The sequence below is a fragment of the Stenotrophomonas sp. Steno-Z4 genome, assembly GCF_056393145.1.
Window position 1 is genome coordinate 410065 of sequence record NZ_JBWJPC010000003.1, and the last position, 15651, is coordinate 425715.

Here is a 15651-nt window from a genome sequence, read left to right on the forward strand (position 1 = left end):
CAGCCCCTCGTCACCTCACCACACGTCCATGGCGAACCTTACGTTGTCCCCGGTGGGCCGTGCTGGCGGCGCACCGGCCCGTCCGTCGTCCCCGCCATCGTCGCGCCATCGGCCTGCTGTCGATCCGCTGTCGATCCGCAACACGCCGGCGTGCGCACCGACGCGCAGACTGTGGCTGGACGGCATACCGCGCGGCGAGCTGGACGCGCTCGCCGCTGCCTTGCGACAGGGGCCGCTGGATGCCCATTTTTTCCTGACCCTGCAGCCGCACTTCCACCGCACCGCGCTGGCCGCGCCGATGGCGCAGGGGCTGGTGGACGATGCGCTGGACCGGCTGCTGCCCGTGGCGCTTCCGCCCGCGCAGCGGGCCGCCTGGCGCAGCTGCCTGATGGCATTGCTGACCTTGCCACGGGTGGACTGGGAAGTGCAGTGCGCACCGTTGCGGGCACTGCTTACCGACGCGGTCGCTCGCCGCAATACGCTGCTGCAGGCGATGCGCGATGCCCTGTACCGCCCGGTGGACCAGTCCCGACGCGACTGGAACGCAGCACTTGATGCCGCGCGCGCCCTCGGCATGGCAGACGCCCGCGAGGTTGCGCAGCATTTGTGCAGCATGTCGCCATCCCGTCAGCGTGACGCGGTGCGCCAGCAGCTGTGCGACTGGATGCCGACACTGACCCCGGCGCAGGTCGATCGTGCGGTGGCACAGGCCGCTGCGGCCGCCGCGCTCAATGGCGCCTGCATCGATGCACGCAGCGCGCTGCCGGCGCTGTTCGACAGCATCGATGACGCGGGCGTGCCGTTGATCGGCGATGCCCAGCGCGCCCGGATACTGGCGACGCTGGATCAGCTGGCCGGCGGCGCGCCAGACCCCTTGCTGGCTACCCAGGGCGGTCGCGGCGACCGGCTGGGCCAGTGGCTGTTGTCGGTCGCCGAGCGTGCAGCCCTGGCCGCCACGACGCGCCACAGCCTGCGAAGCGCACTGGGCGATGCGGTGCTGTTCGTTGCCGGGCTCGCGCCCGGGATCAAGGCGCTGCGTTGGGGTACGGCGGACGCTGTGTTGCCAACAGGAAGTGCTGCGCCCATCCCGGTCATTGCCAGCGCGCCGCCCGCGGTGGCGTCGGGCGCAGCGCGGCAGGGCGGCCGCAGCATGCTGGCGCTGGCCGCAAGCCTGGTCGGCGGCGGACTGGGCGTGGCGACGCTGGGCTGGCGCTGGGCATCCGGCGACACGCAGGCCACTGCGCCCACGGCGGACGTGCAACCGGAACGGCAGCCTGGGCCGGAATCGGACGCTGCGCGGGTGGCCGAGCGCACGCAGCACGTAGTGCGGCTTCTGGACACTGTGATCGACCGCGACGGCGACGGATCGATCTGGGACGTGCTGTGGCAACGCGTGCACAAGAGCGCAGGAGGCGATGCGACGTCGCTGCGCGACACCGTGGCCACCCTGCTGGCGTCCAACGGGATCGCACGCGAAGTCATCGATGCGTTGGGCGGACCTCCGCCCGCGGAGGGCAGGGCGCGTGTGCGCCGTGCGCTTCGCCCCCTCCCCGCGCCACGCAACGGCGGTGAGGGGCTGGATGCCACCGAGCGCACCCGGCTCGACGCGGCCACCCGCCTGCTGGTCGACGTGGCGCAGCAGGCGCCGCCGCCGGGCGCCGCCGCGCTCGCGCCACCGGCCGGGGTGGACCTGGCGGTGACGCGCTCGCGGATGCTGACCTGGGTGCAGTCGATGGGTCGCAACGCAAGCGAGCAGCACCAGCGCCTGACCGCGGCGTGGCGCCACGTGGTGGCCTCCGAGCGGGCGCTGACCCTGTCCGCCGCCGCCTTGCCGAATCTCGACGCCGATCTCGCGCGCCAGGTCGCCGCCGACCTGCTCAACGTGACCGGCCAGCGGATCGATCCCACCACGATCTACCTCAACACCTTCCAGGACAGCCAGCAATGGCGCGCCTGGGAAGCCGACCAGCTGCGCCCGCCCGGCGCGCTGTTCCGCAACCAGCATCGGCTGCTCCCGCCCGACCGGCGGGTACGCAGCGGGCTGGTCAGCACCCACACCCTGGTGGGGGCGGCACTGCTGCCGGTCGACGCCGACACGGGTCATGCAGGGCTCTACTACCGCTGCGTACCGGGAACCTACTTCCCGGTGCAGGAGTGCCGCGAGCTGACCCTGGAGGAGTTCAAAAGGGTGCAGGGGCGCGATTACCTGGGCGCCTTCCGCCGCCGGTACGATGCGTGCCTTGAACAGGCCTGGCATGCCCGCCCGACGCCGGGTTCGGAAGGGTTCGTCTCGGGCATCGGACGGCGTCTCGCCGGTACGGCGGTGCTGTTGAATGCGGCGGGCCAGCTCGGCGACGACGCGGCCGCAGCGGTCAAGGTATTGTCCGACTTCCCGACGCGTTTCGATCTTGCCGAAGCCGCCAACGGCCGCGCGCTGGCCCTGCCGGGCTGGCAGATCGACGTGCATGCGCTGGCGGCCAACGACCGTGGCCATGCGGTACCGCTGCACGGCGTGCTGCTGGTCACCGCGCAAGCCGCGGCCTCGCCACAGGCGCCGATCACGCTGGTGATCAGCACCACCCGGATTCCGTTGATCGAGGCATTCAACTGCAGTGACGCCGCGCTGCAGCAGCTTGCCGACGAGGTGCGCCACCAGTTGCCGGTGCGCGTGGCCGTCAACGAGCACGCGCGCTGGCAGCAGGGCGCGCTGCCGGTGGTGAAGGCCTACGGGATCGACGGCGACTTCCGCTGGGCCTTGTTCATGCAGGCGCTGGAGCTGCGGCATGCGCAGCTGCGCGCCGCCGGCCTGTCATCGCCTTCGCGCATCCGTGAGGCCTTCAATGCGCTCGATTCGGCGCTGGCCCTGCCGTACCTGCCGGTTCCCGTGCCGGTGCTGGCCGCGGCAGGCGAGCTGGCCGCGCTGGACATGGACGGTCTGAACGCGCGCAGCGCGGCGCACTGGACGGCGCGCTTTCCGGCCGGCACCCCGGGTGCGCTGCGCAATGCCGGCATGGACGGCGCGCGCTGGCTGCACGCGCTGAGTGCCGGCCGCAGCCTGGTCGAGCACGCCTATCCCCTGCTGGTACCGTTCGTCCAACAGCGCCTGGATGACGAAATCATGCGCCGTTACCGCACCGCGTTCGACAGCAGCTGTTGTTACATCGTGTCCTTCAAGGACGGGTATCCAAGCGACCAGACGCGAAGTGGGTGGGTCCACAACCGGGCGCAGAAGCAGGCGGCGGCAAGCTTCGCCGACTGTGCCATGACCCGCGCGGCCGGCTTTGACGATACCCCCGCGCGCCTGCTGGGCCTGTACACCAGCAGCGACAGCGCGGTGTTCGACGAGAACAGCGAGGTGGTGGGACTGGACGCATCGCAGCTGCTGTCGATGGCGCGCGAACTGGATGTGCAGGGCGACTACCTGCGCGCGCTGGACCGGTTCTGGGAGGCGCACGCGCCGGCCGTGTTGACCACGCTGCGCGGCGGCTACCTGTACGGCTGCGCGCAACAGCATGCCGACGGATCGTTGTCCGCGCGCGGCATGCAGCTGGCCCTCGGTGTGTTCGGTACGATGTCCGCGGCCGAGTCGCAGGATCCCGCCTACCGGCCGGTTGCGCGTGCCGGTGTGCGCACCGGCTGGCTGCAGGTCCATGGCATTGCCTCGACCGTGCTGCACGTTGGCGACGAGGTGGGGCCGGAGGTACTGCTGTACTTCCCCAACGACCGCAACCGCTTCCACGAGTTCGCCAGCGAGGCCGACATGATGGGTTGGATCGAGCGCGCCGCAGCCACCGACGCCGGGCGGCAATGGCTGGAGACCGCATTCGACCTGGCCGACCTGCAGGACGGCTGGATGTCCAACGGCGTGCATACCGCGCTCGGTGCCGGCACCCAGGCGATCTTCGGACACGGGGGTGCGGTGGTGCCGATCAGCGGCGAGGCGTCGCAGGCACTGCTCGCGCGGCTGCGGCAACGCGCGCGCCGCGATGCGCAGACGCTGATGACCTCGGAGTGGGAAGCGTTCCGGCGCCGGTGGATGCCGCGCCTGGAGCGCTGTGAGCAGGCGATGGGCCTGGTCGCGTTGGTGCTGCCGGAAACGCTGCCCGTGGTGGCGGTGCTGTCGGCGCTGCAGCTGGGGGTGGGCGTGGAGCAGACGATCGACGGCGATACGCCCGGCCAACGCCGTGCTGGCCTTGGCACGGCAGCAGGCGGTGCCCTTGGGCTGGCGTTGTCGGCGCCGCTGGGCACGGCGCGGCTGGCGGCGGTGGCCGCGCGCGATGGTTCACGACTGCAACCGGCGATACAGACGCCGGCGTGGGAGCAGGTGGATGATCCACTGGCGCAGCTGGCCGAGCGCTACGCCCGGCCGGTGGCGCTGTCCGGAGCGCGCGCCGCCGACAATGGCGTCCACGACTACCTCGGTCGGCGATACATCAGCCAGGGCGGGCACGCCTACGAGGTGGCCTTCGACCGTGCCCATGGCACCTGGCGGCTGCAGAATCCGCAGCCGGGCAGCTTCTACCACCAGCCGGTACGGCTGAATGCCGACGGGGCGTGGGAACCCCACAGCGACGTCGGCCTGCGCGGCGGCGCACCGATCAGCCGATCCAGCAAGCGCAGGCAGTCGGTGGAACGCAGCTATCGCGGTTCCCTGAATTCCCTGGTCGAACGCACCCACTCCCATTCGGTGGACAGCAGCTCGCAGGATTTCCAGTGGGGCGTGAATCACTGGGAGCGGGTGATGACGCCGGAACAGGCGCGCGACAGCGCCTCACTGGAGCAGATGAAGGAGCTGTTCGTGTCGGGCCATCTCGACGCGGTGCAGCAGGGCGCACTGTCGGTGATCATCGAGCGGCTGGACAATACGCTGCGTGCCGAGCGCTACACCGTGGTCAACGAGGTGGTGCACGACTCGGTCTACATCGCCGGCGGCCAGTTCATCCAGGCCTCCCAGGGCCTGCTGGCCGAAGGCAACGGACTGTCCGCAGCGGGCATGTGCACCGGACTGTCGCGGATCATGGCCACGGCGATGGGGCAGGGCGAAGAGCTGCACGTGCTGGAGCACCTGCGCCAGGCGATCCGCGAGCCCGACAGCCGGCATGCGGTCGCGCTGCGTGCGCTGATCCGCGACGCGCAGGGCGCGGCCCTGCAGCCCGGTTCAATGTCGGCGGCATCGTTGATCCACGTCGATGCACTGGCGGATTTCCTTGCCAACACCGCGCGCAGCAGCCATTTCGTCTTCAGCGGCACGCAGCACAGCATGGCCTGCGGCGTGAACGTGCTGGACAACGGGCGGCGCGAATACCTGCTCTACGATCCCAACTTCGGGCTGATGGTGTTCAAGAAACTCTCGCGCTTCAACCAGTGGGTGAACAACCTGTTCGGGTCGCGCTATTTCAGCCGGCTGTCGTCGCGGACCCTGGGCGACGCCAACGCCGAGACGCTGGCTGAAATGTACGGGGCGATCCCGACCCCGGGCAGCCGGCGGATGCAGTTCCACCTGCGCCAGATCCACCCGGAACGGATGCAGGAACAGGCCGCCGCGCGCGGCTGGACCGCGCTGTACGAGCACGTCGGGCCGGCGGGTGGGGGAACGTGAACGCTCCGGCCCCCAATGTCGGCCGGGGCAGGTAAAATTGTCCCGATCCCCGTTCTCCCGAGCCCCCCATGACCTGCCGCACCCGTTTCGCCCCCAGTCCCACCGGCTACCTGCACATCGGCGGCGCCCGCACGGCGCTGTACTGCTGGCTGGAGGCGCGCCACCGTGGCGGGGAATTCGTGCTGCGCATCGAGGATACCGACCGTGAACGCAGCACCCAGGGCGCCATCGACGCGATCCTGGAGGCGATGGAGTGGCTGGGCCTGAACTACGACGAGGGCCCGATCTACCAGACCCAGCGCGTGGCCCGCTACAAGGAAGTGGCCGAGCAGCTGATCGCCGACGGCAAGGCCTATTACGCCTACGAGACCCGCGAGGAGCTCGATGCGATGCGTGAGGCCGCCATGGCCAAGCAGGAAAAGCCCCGCTACAACGGCGCTGCGCGTGAGTTGAACCTGCCGTACCGCGACGATCCGAACCGGGTGATCCGCTTCAAGAATCCGCTGGAAGGCACGGTCGTGTTCGACGACCTGATCAAGGGCCGCATCGAGATCGCCAACAGCGAGCTGGATGACATGGTGATCTTCCGTCCGGACGGCTTCCCCACCTACAACTTCGCGGTGGTGGTGGACGACTGGGACATGCGCATCTCCGAGGTCATCCGCGGCGACGACCACATCAACAACACCCCGCGCCAGATCAACCTGTACGAAGGCATCGGCGCGCCGGTGCCGAAGTTCGGCCACATGCCGATGATCCTGGACGAGCAGGGCGCCAAGCTGTCCAAGCGCAAAGATGCGGCCGACGTGATGCAGTACAGGGACGCCGGCTACCTGCCCGACGCGCTGCTGAGCTACCTGGCCCGGCTGGGCTGGTCGCATGGCGACCAGGAGCTGTTCAGCCGCCAGGAGCTGATCGACCTGTTCGACGTGACCAACTGCAATTCCAAGGCCTCGCGCCTGGACATGGCCAAGCTGGGCTGGGTCAACCAGCACTTCCTGAAGACCGAAAGCCCGGCCGACATCGCCCCTCTCCTGGTCTACCAGCTGAACAAGCTGGGCCTGGACCTGGGCGCCGGCCCGGCCCCGGCCGACGTGGTGGTGGCACTGCGCGACCGCGTGCAGACCCTGAAGGAAATGGCGGAGAAGGCCGTGGTCTGGTACCAGCCGCTGGTCGAATACGACGAGGCGGCGGTGGCCAAGCACTTCAAGCCGGGCGCGGAGCTGGCGCTGGGCAAGGCCCGCGAGCTGCTGGCTGCGGCGAGCGAGTGGACCGCGGAAAGCGTGTCGGTGGCCCTGCACGACGTTGCCACCGCGCTGGAGATCGGCATGGGCAAGGTCGCCCAGCCGCTGCGCGTGGCCATCACCGGCACCCAGGTCAGCCCGGACATTTCCCAGACCGTGTTCCTGGCCGGGCGTGAAGAGGCCTTGAAACGCATCGACGTCGCACTCACTAAAGTACCGACGGCCTGAGCACAGGAGACCGCATGTCCGCCAAGACCGCTTGTACCGCCCCACACCATCACGTTCACGACGCTTCGGACTTCGTGAAGGTGGTGGAGCGCGTGTGCACGGAGCGCGGACTGCGGCTGACGCCGATCCGCGCCAACGTGCTGCGGTTGATTGCCGAGGCCGGCAAGCCGGTCAAGGCGTATGAGCTGCTGGAGTGGGTTCGCAGCGGCAAGGGCGTGGGCGCCGATGCCCCGCCCACCGTGTACCGCGCGCTGGATTTCCTGATGGCGAATGGTTTTGTGCACAAGCTCGAATCGGTGAATGCCTTCGTGGCCTGCCACCACCCCAGCAGTGCGCAGCACTCGGTGCCGTTCCTGATCTGCAACAGCTGCCACAGCGCGGTGGAGCTGGAAGACCGCGACATCGTCAGCCAGCTGGAAAAACGCGCCAAGGAGCTGGGCTTCCAGCCGCAGGCGCAGACCCTGGAAGTGCACGGCCTGTGCGCCCGCTGCGCGGGATGACGCACCCGCCTGCGGGTTGATCGGCAGTACGGCGCCGGTCGCGCCGGTAATGATGAAGACGCTGCGCTGACGGTAGGGTCGGTTCCCGAACGACCACCGATAAAGGTGCAGGGTCCGGTAACGCGTGACCTGCAACGAAGGCGCGGCTCCGGCCCGGGGTCATGCGTCCAAGTGCCGATCAACGGGGTCGGCGGTCGTTCGGGAACCGACCCTACCGGTCCCTCGCGGTCGAGGCGGTGTTTACCCGCACCACCACGGACATGCCTGGACGCAGGCGCGGCGCCAGCTCTTGGTCCGGGTCGATCGCGATCCGCACCGGCAGACGCTGCACCACCTTGGTGAAATTGCCGCTGGCGTTGTCCGGGCGCAGCACGCTGAATTCCGAGCCCGTGGCCGGGGCGATCTGCTCGATGTGGCCGCTCAACCGTTCCCCGTCGAAGGCATCCACCGCGAAGGTGGCCGGCTGGCCGATGCGCATCTTCCAGGTCTGGCCTTCCTTGAAATTGGCCACCACCCACAGCGTGTCCGGCACCAGGAACAGCAGCTGCGAACCGGCGGTGACGTACTGGCCCAAGCGCACCGACGCTTCACTCACCTGCCCGTCGCGCGGGGCGTGGATGACCGTGTTGGCCAGGTCGATGCGGGCCAGTTCCAGCTGCGCCTTGGCCGTTTCCACGCCGGCTTCCAGGCCTTTGCGCGCGACCTGGGTGGAGGTCAGTGTTTCTTCGGCAATGCGGATCTGCGCCTGCGACTGCTGCACCGAGGATTGCGCGGCCTGCGCGCTGGTGCGGAACTTGTCACGGTCGTTCAGCGCCACCAGCTGCTGGTCGGCCAGTTCTTCATAGCGCTTGAGTTCGGTGCGCGAGCGGGCGAGTTCCGATTGGCCGGCCGACAGTGCCGCCTGGGCCGCGCCGATCTGCGCGCGGTTCTGTGCCTGCGCCTGGTCGGAGTTGGCCAAGGCGGCCACCGCGCTGTCCAGGTTCGCCTGCGCCTGCGCCACCTTTTCCTTGTAGATGCGGTCATCGATGCGCAGCAGCGGTTCACCCTGCCTGACGTGCTGGAAGTCCTTCACCAGCACGTCGGTGACATAGCCGTTGACCTGCGGCGCCAGCACGGTGATCTGGCCGCGCACATAGGCGTTGTCGGTGCTCACCCAGCTGCTGTTGAACGGCCACAATGACCAGGCGCGCAGGATCAGCGCGATGCCGATCAACGCCACCACGATCATCACCGCTACGCTGGCCCGGCTGGGCTTGAGGTACTTCGGTGCACTGCTTGGCGCTGCGGCGGCGGCAGGCGCTGCCGGTGCGGTTACCGGTGCGGCATCGGTGGGCACCGGCGGGTTGACCTCATCAGGATTGTCATCGCGCGGAGGCGTCGTGGACATGGATGGACCTATTGCAGGGAGACGGGGTGGGGATGGCGTTTGCGCCACTGCTTGAGCACGGCGGTGCGCAACGACAACAACAGCAGCCAGCCCAGGAAGATCAAGGCAACCCGGCCGCTCAACGAGAACACGTCATTGAAGCCGCGCACGTTGGCCTCACGCCGGGTGATCTGTGCCAGCTGCGCGGTGCCTTGGGCACTGCGCTGCACCGGATCGGTGAGCAGCGGCGCATAGATCTGCTGCTGCAGCTTCAGGCGCTGGGCGACCACGCCGTCGCTGGGGTCGAGCTGGCTGACAAAGGCACTGGAATAGACCTGCTCACGATGCAGCTGGAACGTGCCCAGCACCGCCGAACCGGCCAGCCCGCCCAGGGTCTGGGTGATCGACAGCGTGACCAGGAACGTGATCATGTGGTCGGTGCCCTGTTTCAGCGCCTGGGTGATGCCCATCATGATCAAGGGGCCCATGAACATGCCCGCGCCCATCGAGGCCAGGAACTGGCTGAGGAAGAAATCGTGCGGGCGGTCCTGGCTGGTGCGGCTCTGGTCCAGCAGCGCGGCGGTGCCCAGCAGCAGGATCGCCATCAGCAGCTGCGCGACGATGCGTTTGGGCCCGAAGGTCAGCGAGCTGGTGGCAATGCCGGTAATCACTCCGGCCAGGATCACCGCGAACAGCGGCCGCATCTGGTCCGGGCCCATGCCAAGCTGGCGCATCAGGCCGATCACCCCATAGGACTGCTCGGTGGTGAGGAAGCGGATCAGGAACGCGCCGAAGATGAAGTGAAGCGTTGCCGGGCTGGCCAGCCAGCGGGTCTGCAGCAGCGGGTTGCGCCGGTAGTGTTCCACCACCACGCCGGTGGTGCCCAGCGCGACCGAGGCGACCAGTGCCCAGCCCAGCCATGGCGTGTCGAACCACCAGCGCAGGTAGCCCTGGGCCAACACCACGACCAGCAGCGCCACCGCTGGTGCGAACAGCGCGAAGCTGAGGAAATCCATCGGCTCGAACACCTTGATCTGCGCACCAGGCGGCAGCTTCAGCATCACCACCGCGGCGAATGCGCACAGCGCCAGGCCGGCTTCGAACAGGTACAGGTTGTGCCACTGGCCGGTATCCACCAGGCCAGGCGACACCAGCCAGGCAATCGGCAACGCCATCTGCGAGATGCCCACGCCGATCACCAGCAGGTTGCCGGTATAGCGTCGCGGCAGCGACTGCAGCATGTACAGCGTGCCCAGCGTGCTGCACGCTGCGCCAGCAAAACCGCTGGCGGCGCGCATCATCAAGGTGGTTTCAAAACTGCCCACGAACAGATGCAGTACTGCCAGCGCGGCATACAGGCCCAGGCCGATCTCGGCAAACAGGCGGATGCCGTACTGCTGGCGGAACTTGAAGGCCAGCAGGTTGGCAGTGACGTTGACCATCGCATAGGCGGCCACCAGCCAGCTTCCCTGGGTCGGGGTCAGCCCGAGCTGGCCCTGCAGGAACGGCAGGTTGGCGGTGACCAGCGCGTTGCCCAGCCCGCCGGTGATGCCCACCAGCAGTGCGACCAGCGCATAGGCGACACGGCGGTGCGGCGGATGCCACGGCATCGACGCCGAGCCGGGCAGGGTCGGCTTTTCGTGTTCCTCCCAATCGGGAATGGGCTTGAGGTACTCGGGCATCAGCGACTCCCGTCGACCTGTCCGCCCAGCCCTCCGCGCAGCAGTTGCAGAGCGCGCCCGGCCAGCCGCGCGCGCTCCTCGCGGGTCTTGCCGCGCAGTGCGGCGCCCAGCATGCTTGAAATCAGCGAAATATCGGCCGCCTGCAGGTCCGGGCGGCACAGGCCGGCATCGATCGCGCGCTGGATGGGCGCCTTGAGCAGGGCGTGCACGGTCTGCCGCGCCGCCTTGATCGTGGGTTCGTCGGGGTCCACCGCGCGCCAGTAGTCGGCCAGCGCGGGCGACTGCACGATGCGCGAGGCCATGCCCTGCAGCACCTCGAACAAGGCGTCGTCGCGATCGCCCAGGGTTTCCACCTGGCGCGCGATGCGGGCCACGGTGCGGTCCAGCAGCGCTTCGATCAACGCGGTGCGGTCGGGGAAGTTGCGGTACAGGGTGGCGCGGCCGACCTGGGCCTTTTCGACCACCAGGTCCAGCGGTGCGGTCACGCCATGCTGGCCGAACACGCTGTCGGCGGCATCGAGGATCAGGGCGCGGCGGGCAGCCGCATCGGCACGTTGACTTTGCATGGGCTATTTTCGGACAGGAATGTCCGCAATGGAAGCCGGGCAGGCGATACCGGTATGAGGCCGCTCTGCTTGGTCAACGAGGCGTGAAGTCAGCGCGCGCCCGGAACCGCATGGCACCCGTAGCGGGCTTCGCGGATCGGCAGGTTGATCAGCGCTGCCAGCGCGGCCAGGGCCATGTCGGCGTACCACATCCACAGGTAGTTGCCGGAATGGGCCAGCGCCAACCCGCCCAGCCACGCGCCGAAGAAGCCGCCGAGCTGGTGCGAGAGCAGGGTCAGGCCGAACAACGTGCCCAGGTAACGCGGACCGAACAGCTTGCCGACCAGGCCGGCGGTGGGCGGCACCGTGGCCAGCCAGGTGAAGCCCAGCGCGGCGGAGAACACATAGAAGGTGAGCGCGGTGGGCGGGGCCAGCAGGTAGGCGCCGATCATGACCGCGCGGCTGGCGTACATCCAGAACAGCAGGTACTTCATGCGGTAGCGCTGGCCGAGTGCGCCCACCAGCAGGCTGCCGGCGATGTTGAACAGCCCGATCAGGGCGATGGAGGTGGACGCGACCGTCGGCGACAACCCGCACAGCGCGATTTCGCCGGGCAGGTGGGTAACCAGGAACGCGATGTGCAGCCCGCAGGTGAAAAAGCCCAGGTGCAGGTACCAATAGCTGCGGTCGCGCGCGGCCACGTGCAGCTGGGCGCGCAGGCCATCGTCATCGACGGTGTCAGCCGCGGCATGGTCACCGGCACGTCGCCGCAGCGGCCAGGCCAGCGGTAGCGACAGCAGCGCGGCGGCCGCCATCACCCACATCGCCCGCGCCCAGCCGGCGCTGCTGATCACCCACTGCACCAGCGGGGCGAACACGAACTGGCCGAGCGAACCGCCGGCGTTGATCAGGCCGGCGGCGAAGGAGCGTTTTTCGGCGGGGAGGCGATGCGCGGTGGCGCCGATCAGTACCGAGAAGCTGCCCGCACCGGCACCGGCGGCCATCAACAGGCCCAAGGTGAAGCTCAGCCCGAGCGGGCTGGTCAGCAGTGGCGCCAACAGCAGGCCGGCCACCAGGATCAGCGTGCCGCCCAACAGTACCGGCCATGCCCCGCGCTGGTCGGCCACCGCGCCAAACACCGGCTGCACCGCGCCCCAGACGAACTGCCCGATCGCGAGCGCGAAGCTGATCTCGACGATGCTCACGCCGGTGCTGCGGTGGATCGGGTCCACGTACAGCCCCGACGTCTGCCGCACGCCCATGGTCACCATCAGGATCGCCGAGGCCGCCACAAGCAGGCCCCAATGCATGCGCGGGGCGGGGGACGCTGGAAGCATGGGACGTTCCGGGTCGGTGGATGTTCCGGATTGTACGACCAAAAAAACGGGGGCCGTGCGGCCCCCGAAGGTCAGACAGTGACCCCAGCGGGGATCAGAAGTACGCGCGGATGCCGAACGCCACGCCACGGCCCGGCAGCGGCGAGTAATCTCGCAGCAGCGAGGTGTGCGCACGCGCCTCGCGGTTGGTCAGGTTGTTGCCGTCCAGGAACACCTCGTAGCTGTTGCTGTCCGAGCGGTCCCAGCGGTAGGCGAAGTGCGCGTCCACCAGGGTGTAGCCCGCGCTCTCGGCTTCGTTCTGCGCGGTGTCCTTCTGGCTGCTGTAACGCACTGCACCCACCGAGGCGCGCCAGCCATCACGCGACCAGCGCAGGTCGGCGCCGACCCGTGCCGGGGAGATGCGCGGCAGGTAGCCGCTGTTGGCCAGGTCCACGGTGTAGTTGTGGTCGTGGTCACCGTGCGGCACGGCGATGTCGACACTGCGGCTGCCGCTGCCATCCAGTTCGGCCTTGACGTAGTCACCGAACACGCGCAGGTCCCAGTCGCCGCTGTTGCCTTCGAACAGGTGCACCAGGGCTTCGGCCTCGGCGCCCTTGAAGGTGGCATCCTGCTGGGTCCACAGGCGCACCGGCAGGCTTTCGACCACGCCGGTGTCGGCCAGGTAGATGAAGTCCTTGAACTTCGTCTGGTAGATCGACGCGGAGAAATCGAGGCGGTCGCTGTGGGTGTGGATGCCGAGCTCCACGCGCTGGCCGCGTTCGGTCTTCAGGTTGGCATCGCCGATTTCCAGCGAACGGGTGGCGATGTGCGCGCCGGCGGCGTACAGCTCTTCGTTGGTCGGCGCGCGTTCGGAGCCATCCACGCCAAAGCGCAGGTCGACGGCGTCGTTGAGCTTCCAGATGCCGGCCGCCGAGAGGTTGGTGGCATCGAAGGTGCGCGCGCGGTAGTCGCCGGTCGGGTCCAGCTTGACCTGGTCGTGGCGGCCGCCCAGTTCCAGCTTGAACGGGCCGAACTGCTTTTCCTGCAGCACGAACAGACCCACGTTGCGGGTGCCGGTATCGGGCACGAAGGCTTCTTCGCCCTTGGCGCCGAAATCGCTGTTGCCGAACTGCAGGCCGAACGCGCCGTCCCAGCCGCCGATCTGCTGCTGCACGGCTTCCAGGCGGGCTTCGACGCCGCGGTTGGTGAAGCGGGTGGACGGCGTGCCAGCTTCCAGCTCGACGTGTTCGTAGTCGGTGTAGGCGGTGCGCAGGTTGATGTTCTTCAGGAACGACACGGGGTTGTAGATGCCGCCCTTGGCTTCGAAGCGGTTCTGCACCATGTCGATGCGCACGTCGTGCTCGTCGCCTTCTTCTTCCTCGTCGCCATGGTCGTGGTCATGATCATGGTCGTCGTCGGCATGCACGTGGGCGCCGTTGGGAATGCCGTAGTTGGTGCGGTAGGTGCTGGCCGAGGCGCCGAAATAGCCGCCTTCGCCGAGCCAGGTGGCGCCGACGCCGCCAGCACGGGTGCGGATTGAGCTGTTGTCCAGGGTGCCGCGGCGCGGTTCGTCGGTGTCGCCCTCTTCGTGGTCGTGGCCGCTGTGGTCTTCCAGGCCGTCGATCACCGCGTAGCCGGGAATGCGGTAGTCATTGCCGTTGCGGACCAGGCCATCGACATGCAGCACCCAGTTGCCGTTCACGCCATCGAGCCGGAACATGCCGCTGCGTTCGTCGTTGACCGAGTTGCCGCGCAGTTCGGCGCGGCCGCTGAGCGGGCGGTCGGGCAGGTCGCGGGCGATGCGGCCATCCACCACGTTGACTGCGCCGCCAATGGCACCACTGCCGAACAGCAGGGTGGCCGGACCCTTGAGCACTTCGATCTGGTCGGCCAGGAATGGTTCGATGCTGGTGGCGTGGTCGGCGCTGACGGTGGAGGCATCCATGTTGCCCATGCCGTTGGACAACACGGCCACGCGCGGGCCTTCCTGGCCACGGATGATCGGGCGGCCGACGCCGGGGCCGAAGAAGGTGCTCTGCACGCCGGGCAGCTTGGCCACGGTGTCGCCGAGGGTGCCGGCCTTCTGTTCGTCCAGGCGCTCGCCGGCGAGCACGTCCACGGGGCGCGCCAGCGATTCGGCATCGCCCTGCAGCGGGCTGGCGGTGACCTTCACTGCGGACAGTTCGGTCAGGTGGTGGTCACGCTCGGCGGTATCGTCGGCGGCAAGGGCCAGGGTTGGGAGCAGCGCAGCGGCAAGCGCCAGGGAAAGGGCGTGCGGCGTGAGGGAGCGGGAAGAGCGCATGGGCAAGGGATCCGTCGGTCGAATTGTTACAATGTATCAATGGTGGGGCGCGCCAATCCCGTCAAATCGGGAGGGTGGAACCGGGTGAGGCAGGGGGGAGGGAGTGCGCGTCGGGATTGATGTTATATTATTCCATAACGCTTCGCCGACCCTGCTGGAAGTCATGCCCCTGTTCCCCCGCCTCCGTCATCTGTTGGATCGCTTTGGTGCCACCGGCTCGCTGCTGTGTGCGGTGCACTGCGCCGTGCTGCCTGTTCTGCTGGCGGCGGCGCCCTCATTGGGGTTGTCGGTGTGGCTGGGCGACGGGGTGGAACTGGCGTTGGTCAGCTTCGTGACCCTGCTGGGGCTGTTCAGCCTGGTGTGGGGCTATCGCCGCCACGGGGCGCTGCGCGCGCTGGGCTTCCTGGTGCCGGGCCTGACCGCGCTGTGGGCGGGGCTGCTGTACGGGCCGTTGCACCATTCGGCGGTGCCGCATGCGGTGGTGATGACGCTGGGCGGGGTGCTGGTGGGTGTTGCACACCTGGTCAACCTGCGCCTGAACCACGGGCACGTCCATGATGCGAGCTGTGCGCACTGAGGTGCTGTGGTAGGCTTTGCGATCGTGCGCGGGGGCGTCTGCAAGGACGGGCCCGCCGAACCCGTGTCAGCACGGGGTAATCAGATTTCAGACTAAGGAGTTGACGACATGGGTAAGGGTGACCGCAAGACCGCCAAGGGCAAGCGCTACAACGCCAGCTACGGCAATTCGCGTTCGCACGCGGTGAGCAAGGTGGCCGTGGGCGCAGCTGCGCCGGTCGCCAAGAAGACCGTGGCCAAGGCCCCGGCAAAGAAGGCAGTGGCCAAGAAGGCTGTTGCCAAGGCCGGCTGAT

Annotated in this window: 10 protein-coding genes; 5 read left to right on the forward strand and 5 right to left on the reverse strand. The window is 68.4% G+C overall.

Annotation, left to right across the window (positions count from 1 at the left end; all coding sequences use genetic code 11):
• Nucleotides 1-28: 28 nt before the first annotated feature.
• The 3 genes from AC06E7_RS10655 (at nucleotide 29) to AC06E7_RS10665 (ending at nucleotide 7571) form a co-directional block, all read left to right on the forward strand.
• Nucleotides 29-5599 (forward strand): dermonecrotic toxin domain-containing protein, encoded by a 5571-nt coding sequence (locus AC06E7_RS10655; protein ID WP_478064570.1) that lies wholly within the window; start codon nucleotides 29-31, stop codon nucleotides 5597-5599.
• A gap of 68 nt (nucleotides 5600-5667) precedes the next feature.
• A complete protein-coding gene (gene gltX, locus AC06E7_RS10660; RefSeq protein ID WP_478064572.1) occupies nucleotides 5668-7071 on the forward strand; it encodes a glutamate--tRNA ligase in 1404 nt (467 codons plus the stop codon).
• A 14-nt stretch (nucleotides 7072-7085) separates the two neighbouring features.
• The gene (locus tag AC06E7_RS10665) at nucleotides 7086-7571 is read left to right on the forward strand and encodes a Fur family transcriptional regulator (protein WP_068850345.1); all 486 of its coding nucleotides are present in this window, start codon (nucleotides 7086-7088) and stop codon (nucleotides 7569-7571) included.
• A gap of 211 nt (nucleotides 7572-7782) precedes the next feature.
• Here AC06E7_RS10665 and AC06E7_RS10670 read toward each other — a convergent pair whose 3' ends face one another.
• The 5 genes from AC06E7_RS10670 to AC06E7_RS10690 all read right to left on the reverse strand — a co-directional run bounded on the left by AC06E7_RS10670 (nucleotide 7783) and on the right by AC06E7_RS10690 (nucleotide 14782).
• On the reverse strand, nucleotides 7783-8958 hold the full coding sequence (locus AC06E7_RS10670) for an HlyD family secretion protein (protein ID WP_478064574.1): 1176 nt from the start codon (nucleotides 8956-8958) through the stop codon (nucleotides 7783-7785).
• An 8-nt stretch (nucleotides 8959-8966) separates the two neighbouring features.
• A complete protein-coding gene (locus AC06E7_RS10675) occupies nucleotides 8967-10622 on the reverse strand; it encodes an MFS transporter (protein WP_478064624.1) in 1656 nt (551 codons plus the stop codon).
• On the reverse strand, nucleotides 10619-11185 hold the full coding sequence (locus AC06E7_RS10680; protein WP_068850351.1) for a TetR/AcrR family transcriptional regulator: 567 nt from the start codon (nucleotides 11183-11185) through the stop codon (nucleotides 10619-10621). Before AC06E7_RS10680 ends, AC06E7_RS10675 begins: the two co-directional genes overlap by 4 nt.
• Nucleotides 11186-11274: 89 nt before the next feature.
• Nucleotides 11275-12501, reverse strand: a complete 1227-nt coding sequence (locus tag AC06E7_RS10685) for an MFS transporter (RefSeq protein WP_478064575.1) — start codon at nucleotides 12499-12501, stop codon at nucleotides 11275-11277.
• A gap of 94 nt (nucleotides 12502-12595) precedes the next feature.
• Entirely contained in the window at nucleotides 12596-14782 is a 2187-nt protein-coding gene (locus tag AC06E7_RS10690; RefSeq protein WP_478064577.1) for a TonB-dependent receptor, read from the reverse strand.
• 163 nt (nucleotides 14783-14945) lie between these two features.
• On the opposite strand from AC06E7_RS10690, the gene AC06E7_RS10695 reads away from it, so the two are divergent.
• Both AC06E7_RS10695 and AC06E7_RS10700 read left to right on the forward strand, forming a co-directional pair.
• The gene (locus AC06E7_RS10695; RefSeq protein WP_093533140.1) at nucleotides 14946-15359 is read left to right on the forward strand and encodes a MerC domain-containing protein; all 414 of its coding nucleotides are present in this window, start codon (nucleotides 14946-14948) and stop codon (nucleotides 15357-15359) included.
• A gap of 108 nt (nucleotides 15360-15467) precedes the next feature.
• Nucleotides 15468-15650 carry a 30S ribosomal protein THX gene (locus AC06E7_RS10700; protein ID WP_068850363.1) on the forward strand — a complete coding sequence of 61 codons (183 nt, stop codon included), beginning with the start codon at nucleotides 15468-15470 and terminating at the stop codon, nucleotides 15648-15650.
• Nucleotide 15651 lies beyond the last annotated feature (1 nt).

Bases quoted from the DNA above. Each gene is read 5' to 3' on its own strand.
- AC06E7_RS10695 (WP_093533140.1), top strand. From the start codon at position 14,946: ATGCCCCTGTTCCCCCGCCTCCGTCATCTGTTGGATCGCTTTGGTGCC.
- AC06E7_RS10655 (WP_478064570.1), top strand. From the start codon at position 29: ATGGCGAACCTTACGTTGTCCCCGGTGGGCCGTGCTGGCGGCGCACCG.
- AC06E7_RS10700 (WP_068850363.1), top strand. From the start codon at position 15,468: ATGGGTAAGGGTGACCGCAAGACCGCCAAGGGCAAGCGCTACAACGCC.
- AC06E7_RS10690 (WP_478064577.1), bottom strand. From the start codon at position 14,782: ATGCGCTCTTCCCGCTCCCTCACGCCGCACGCCCTTTCCCTGGCGCTT.
- AC06E7_RS10670 (WP_478064574.1), bottom strand. From the start codon at position 8,958: ATGTCCACGACGCCTCCGCGCGATGACAATCCTGATGAGGTCAACCCG.
- gltX (WP_478064572.1), top strand. From the start codon at position 5,668: ATGACCTGCCGCACCCGTTTCGCCCCCAGTCCCACCGGCTACCTGCAC.
- AC06E7_RS10680 (WP_068850351.1), bottom strand. From the start codon at position 11,185: ATGCAAAGTCAACGTGCCGATGCGGCTGCCCGCCGCGCCCTGATCCTC.
- AC06E7_RS10685 (WP_478064575.1), bottom strand. From the start codon at position 12,501: ATGCTTCCAGCGTCCCCCGCCCCGCGCATGCATTGGGGCCTGCTTGTG.
- AC06E7_RS10665 (WP_068850345.1), top strand. From the start codon at position 7,086: ATGTCCGCCAAGACCGCTTGTACCGCCCCACACCATCACGTTCACGAC.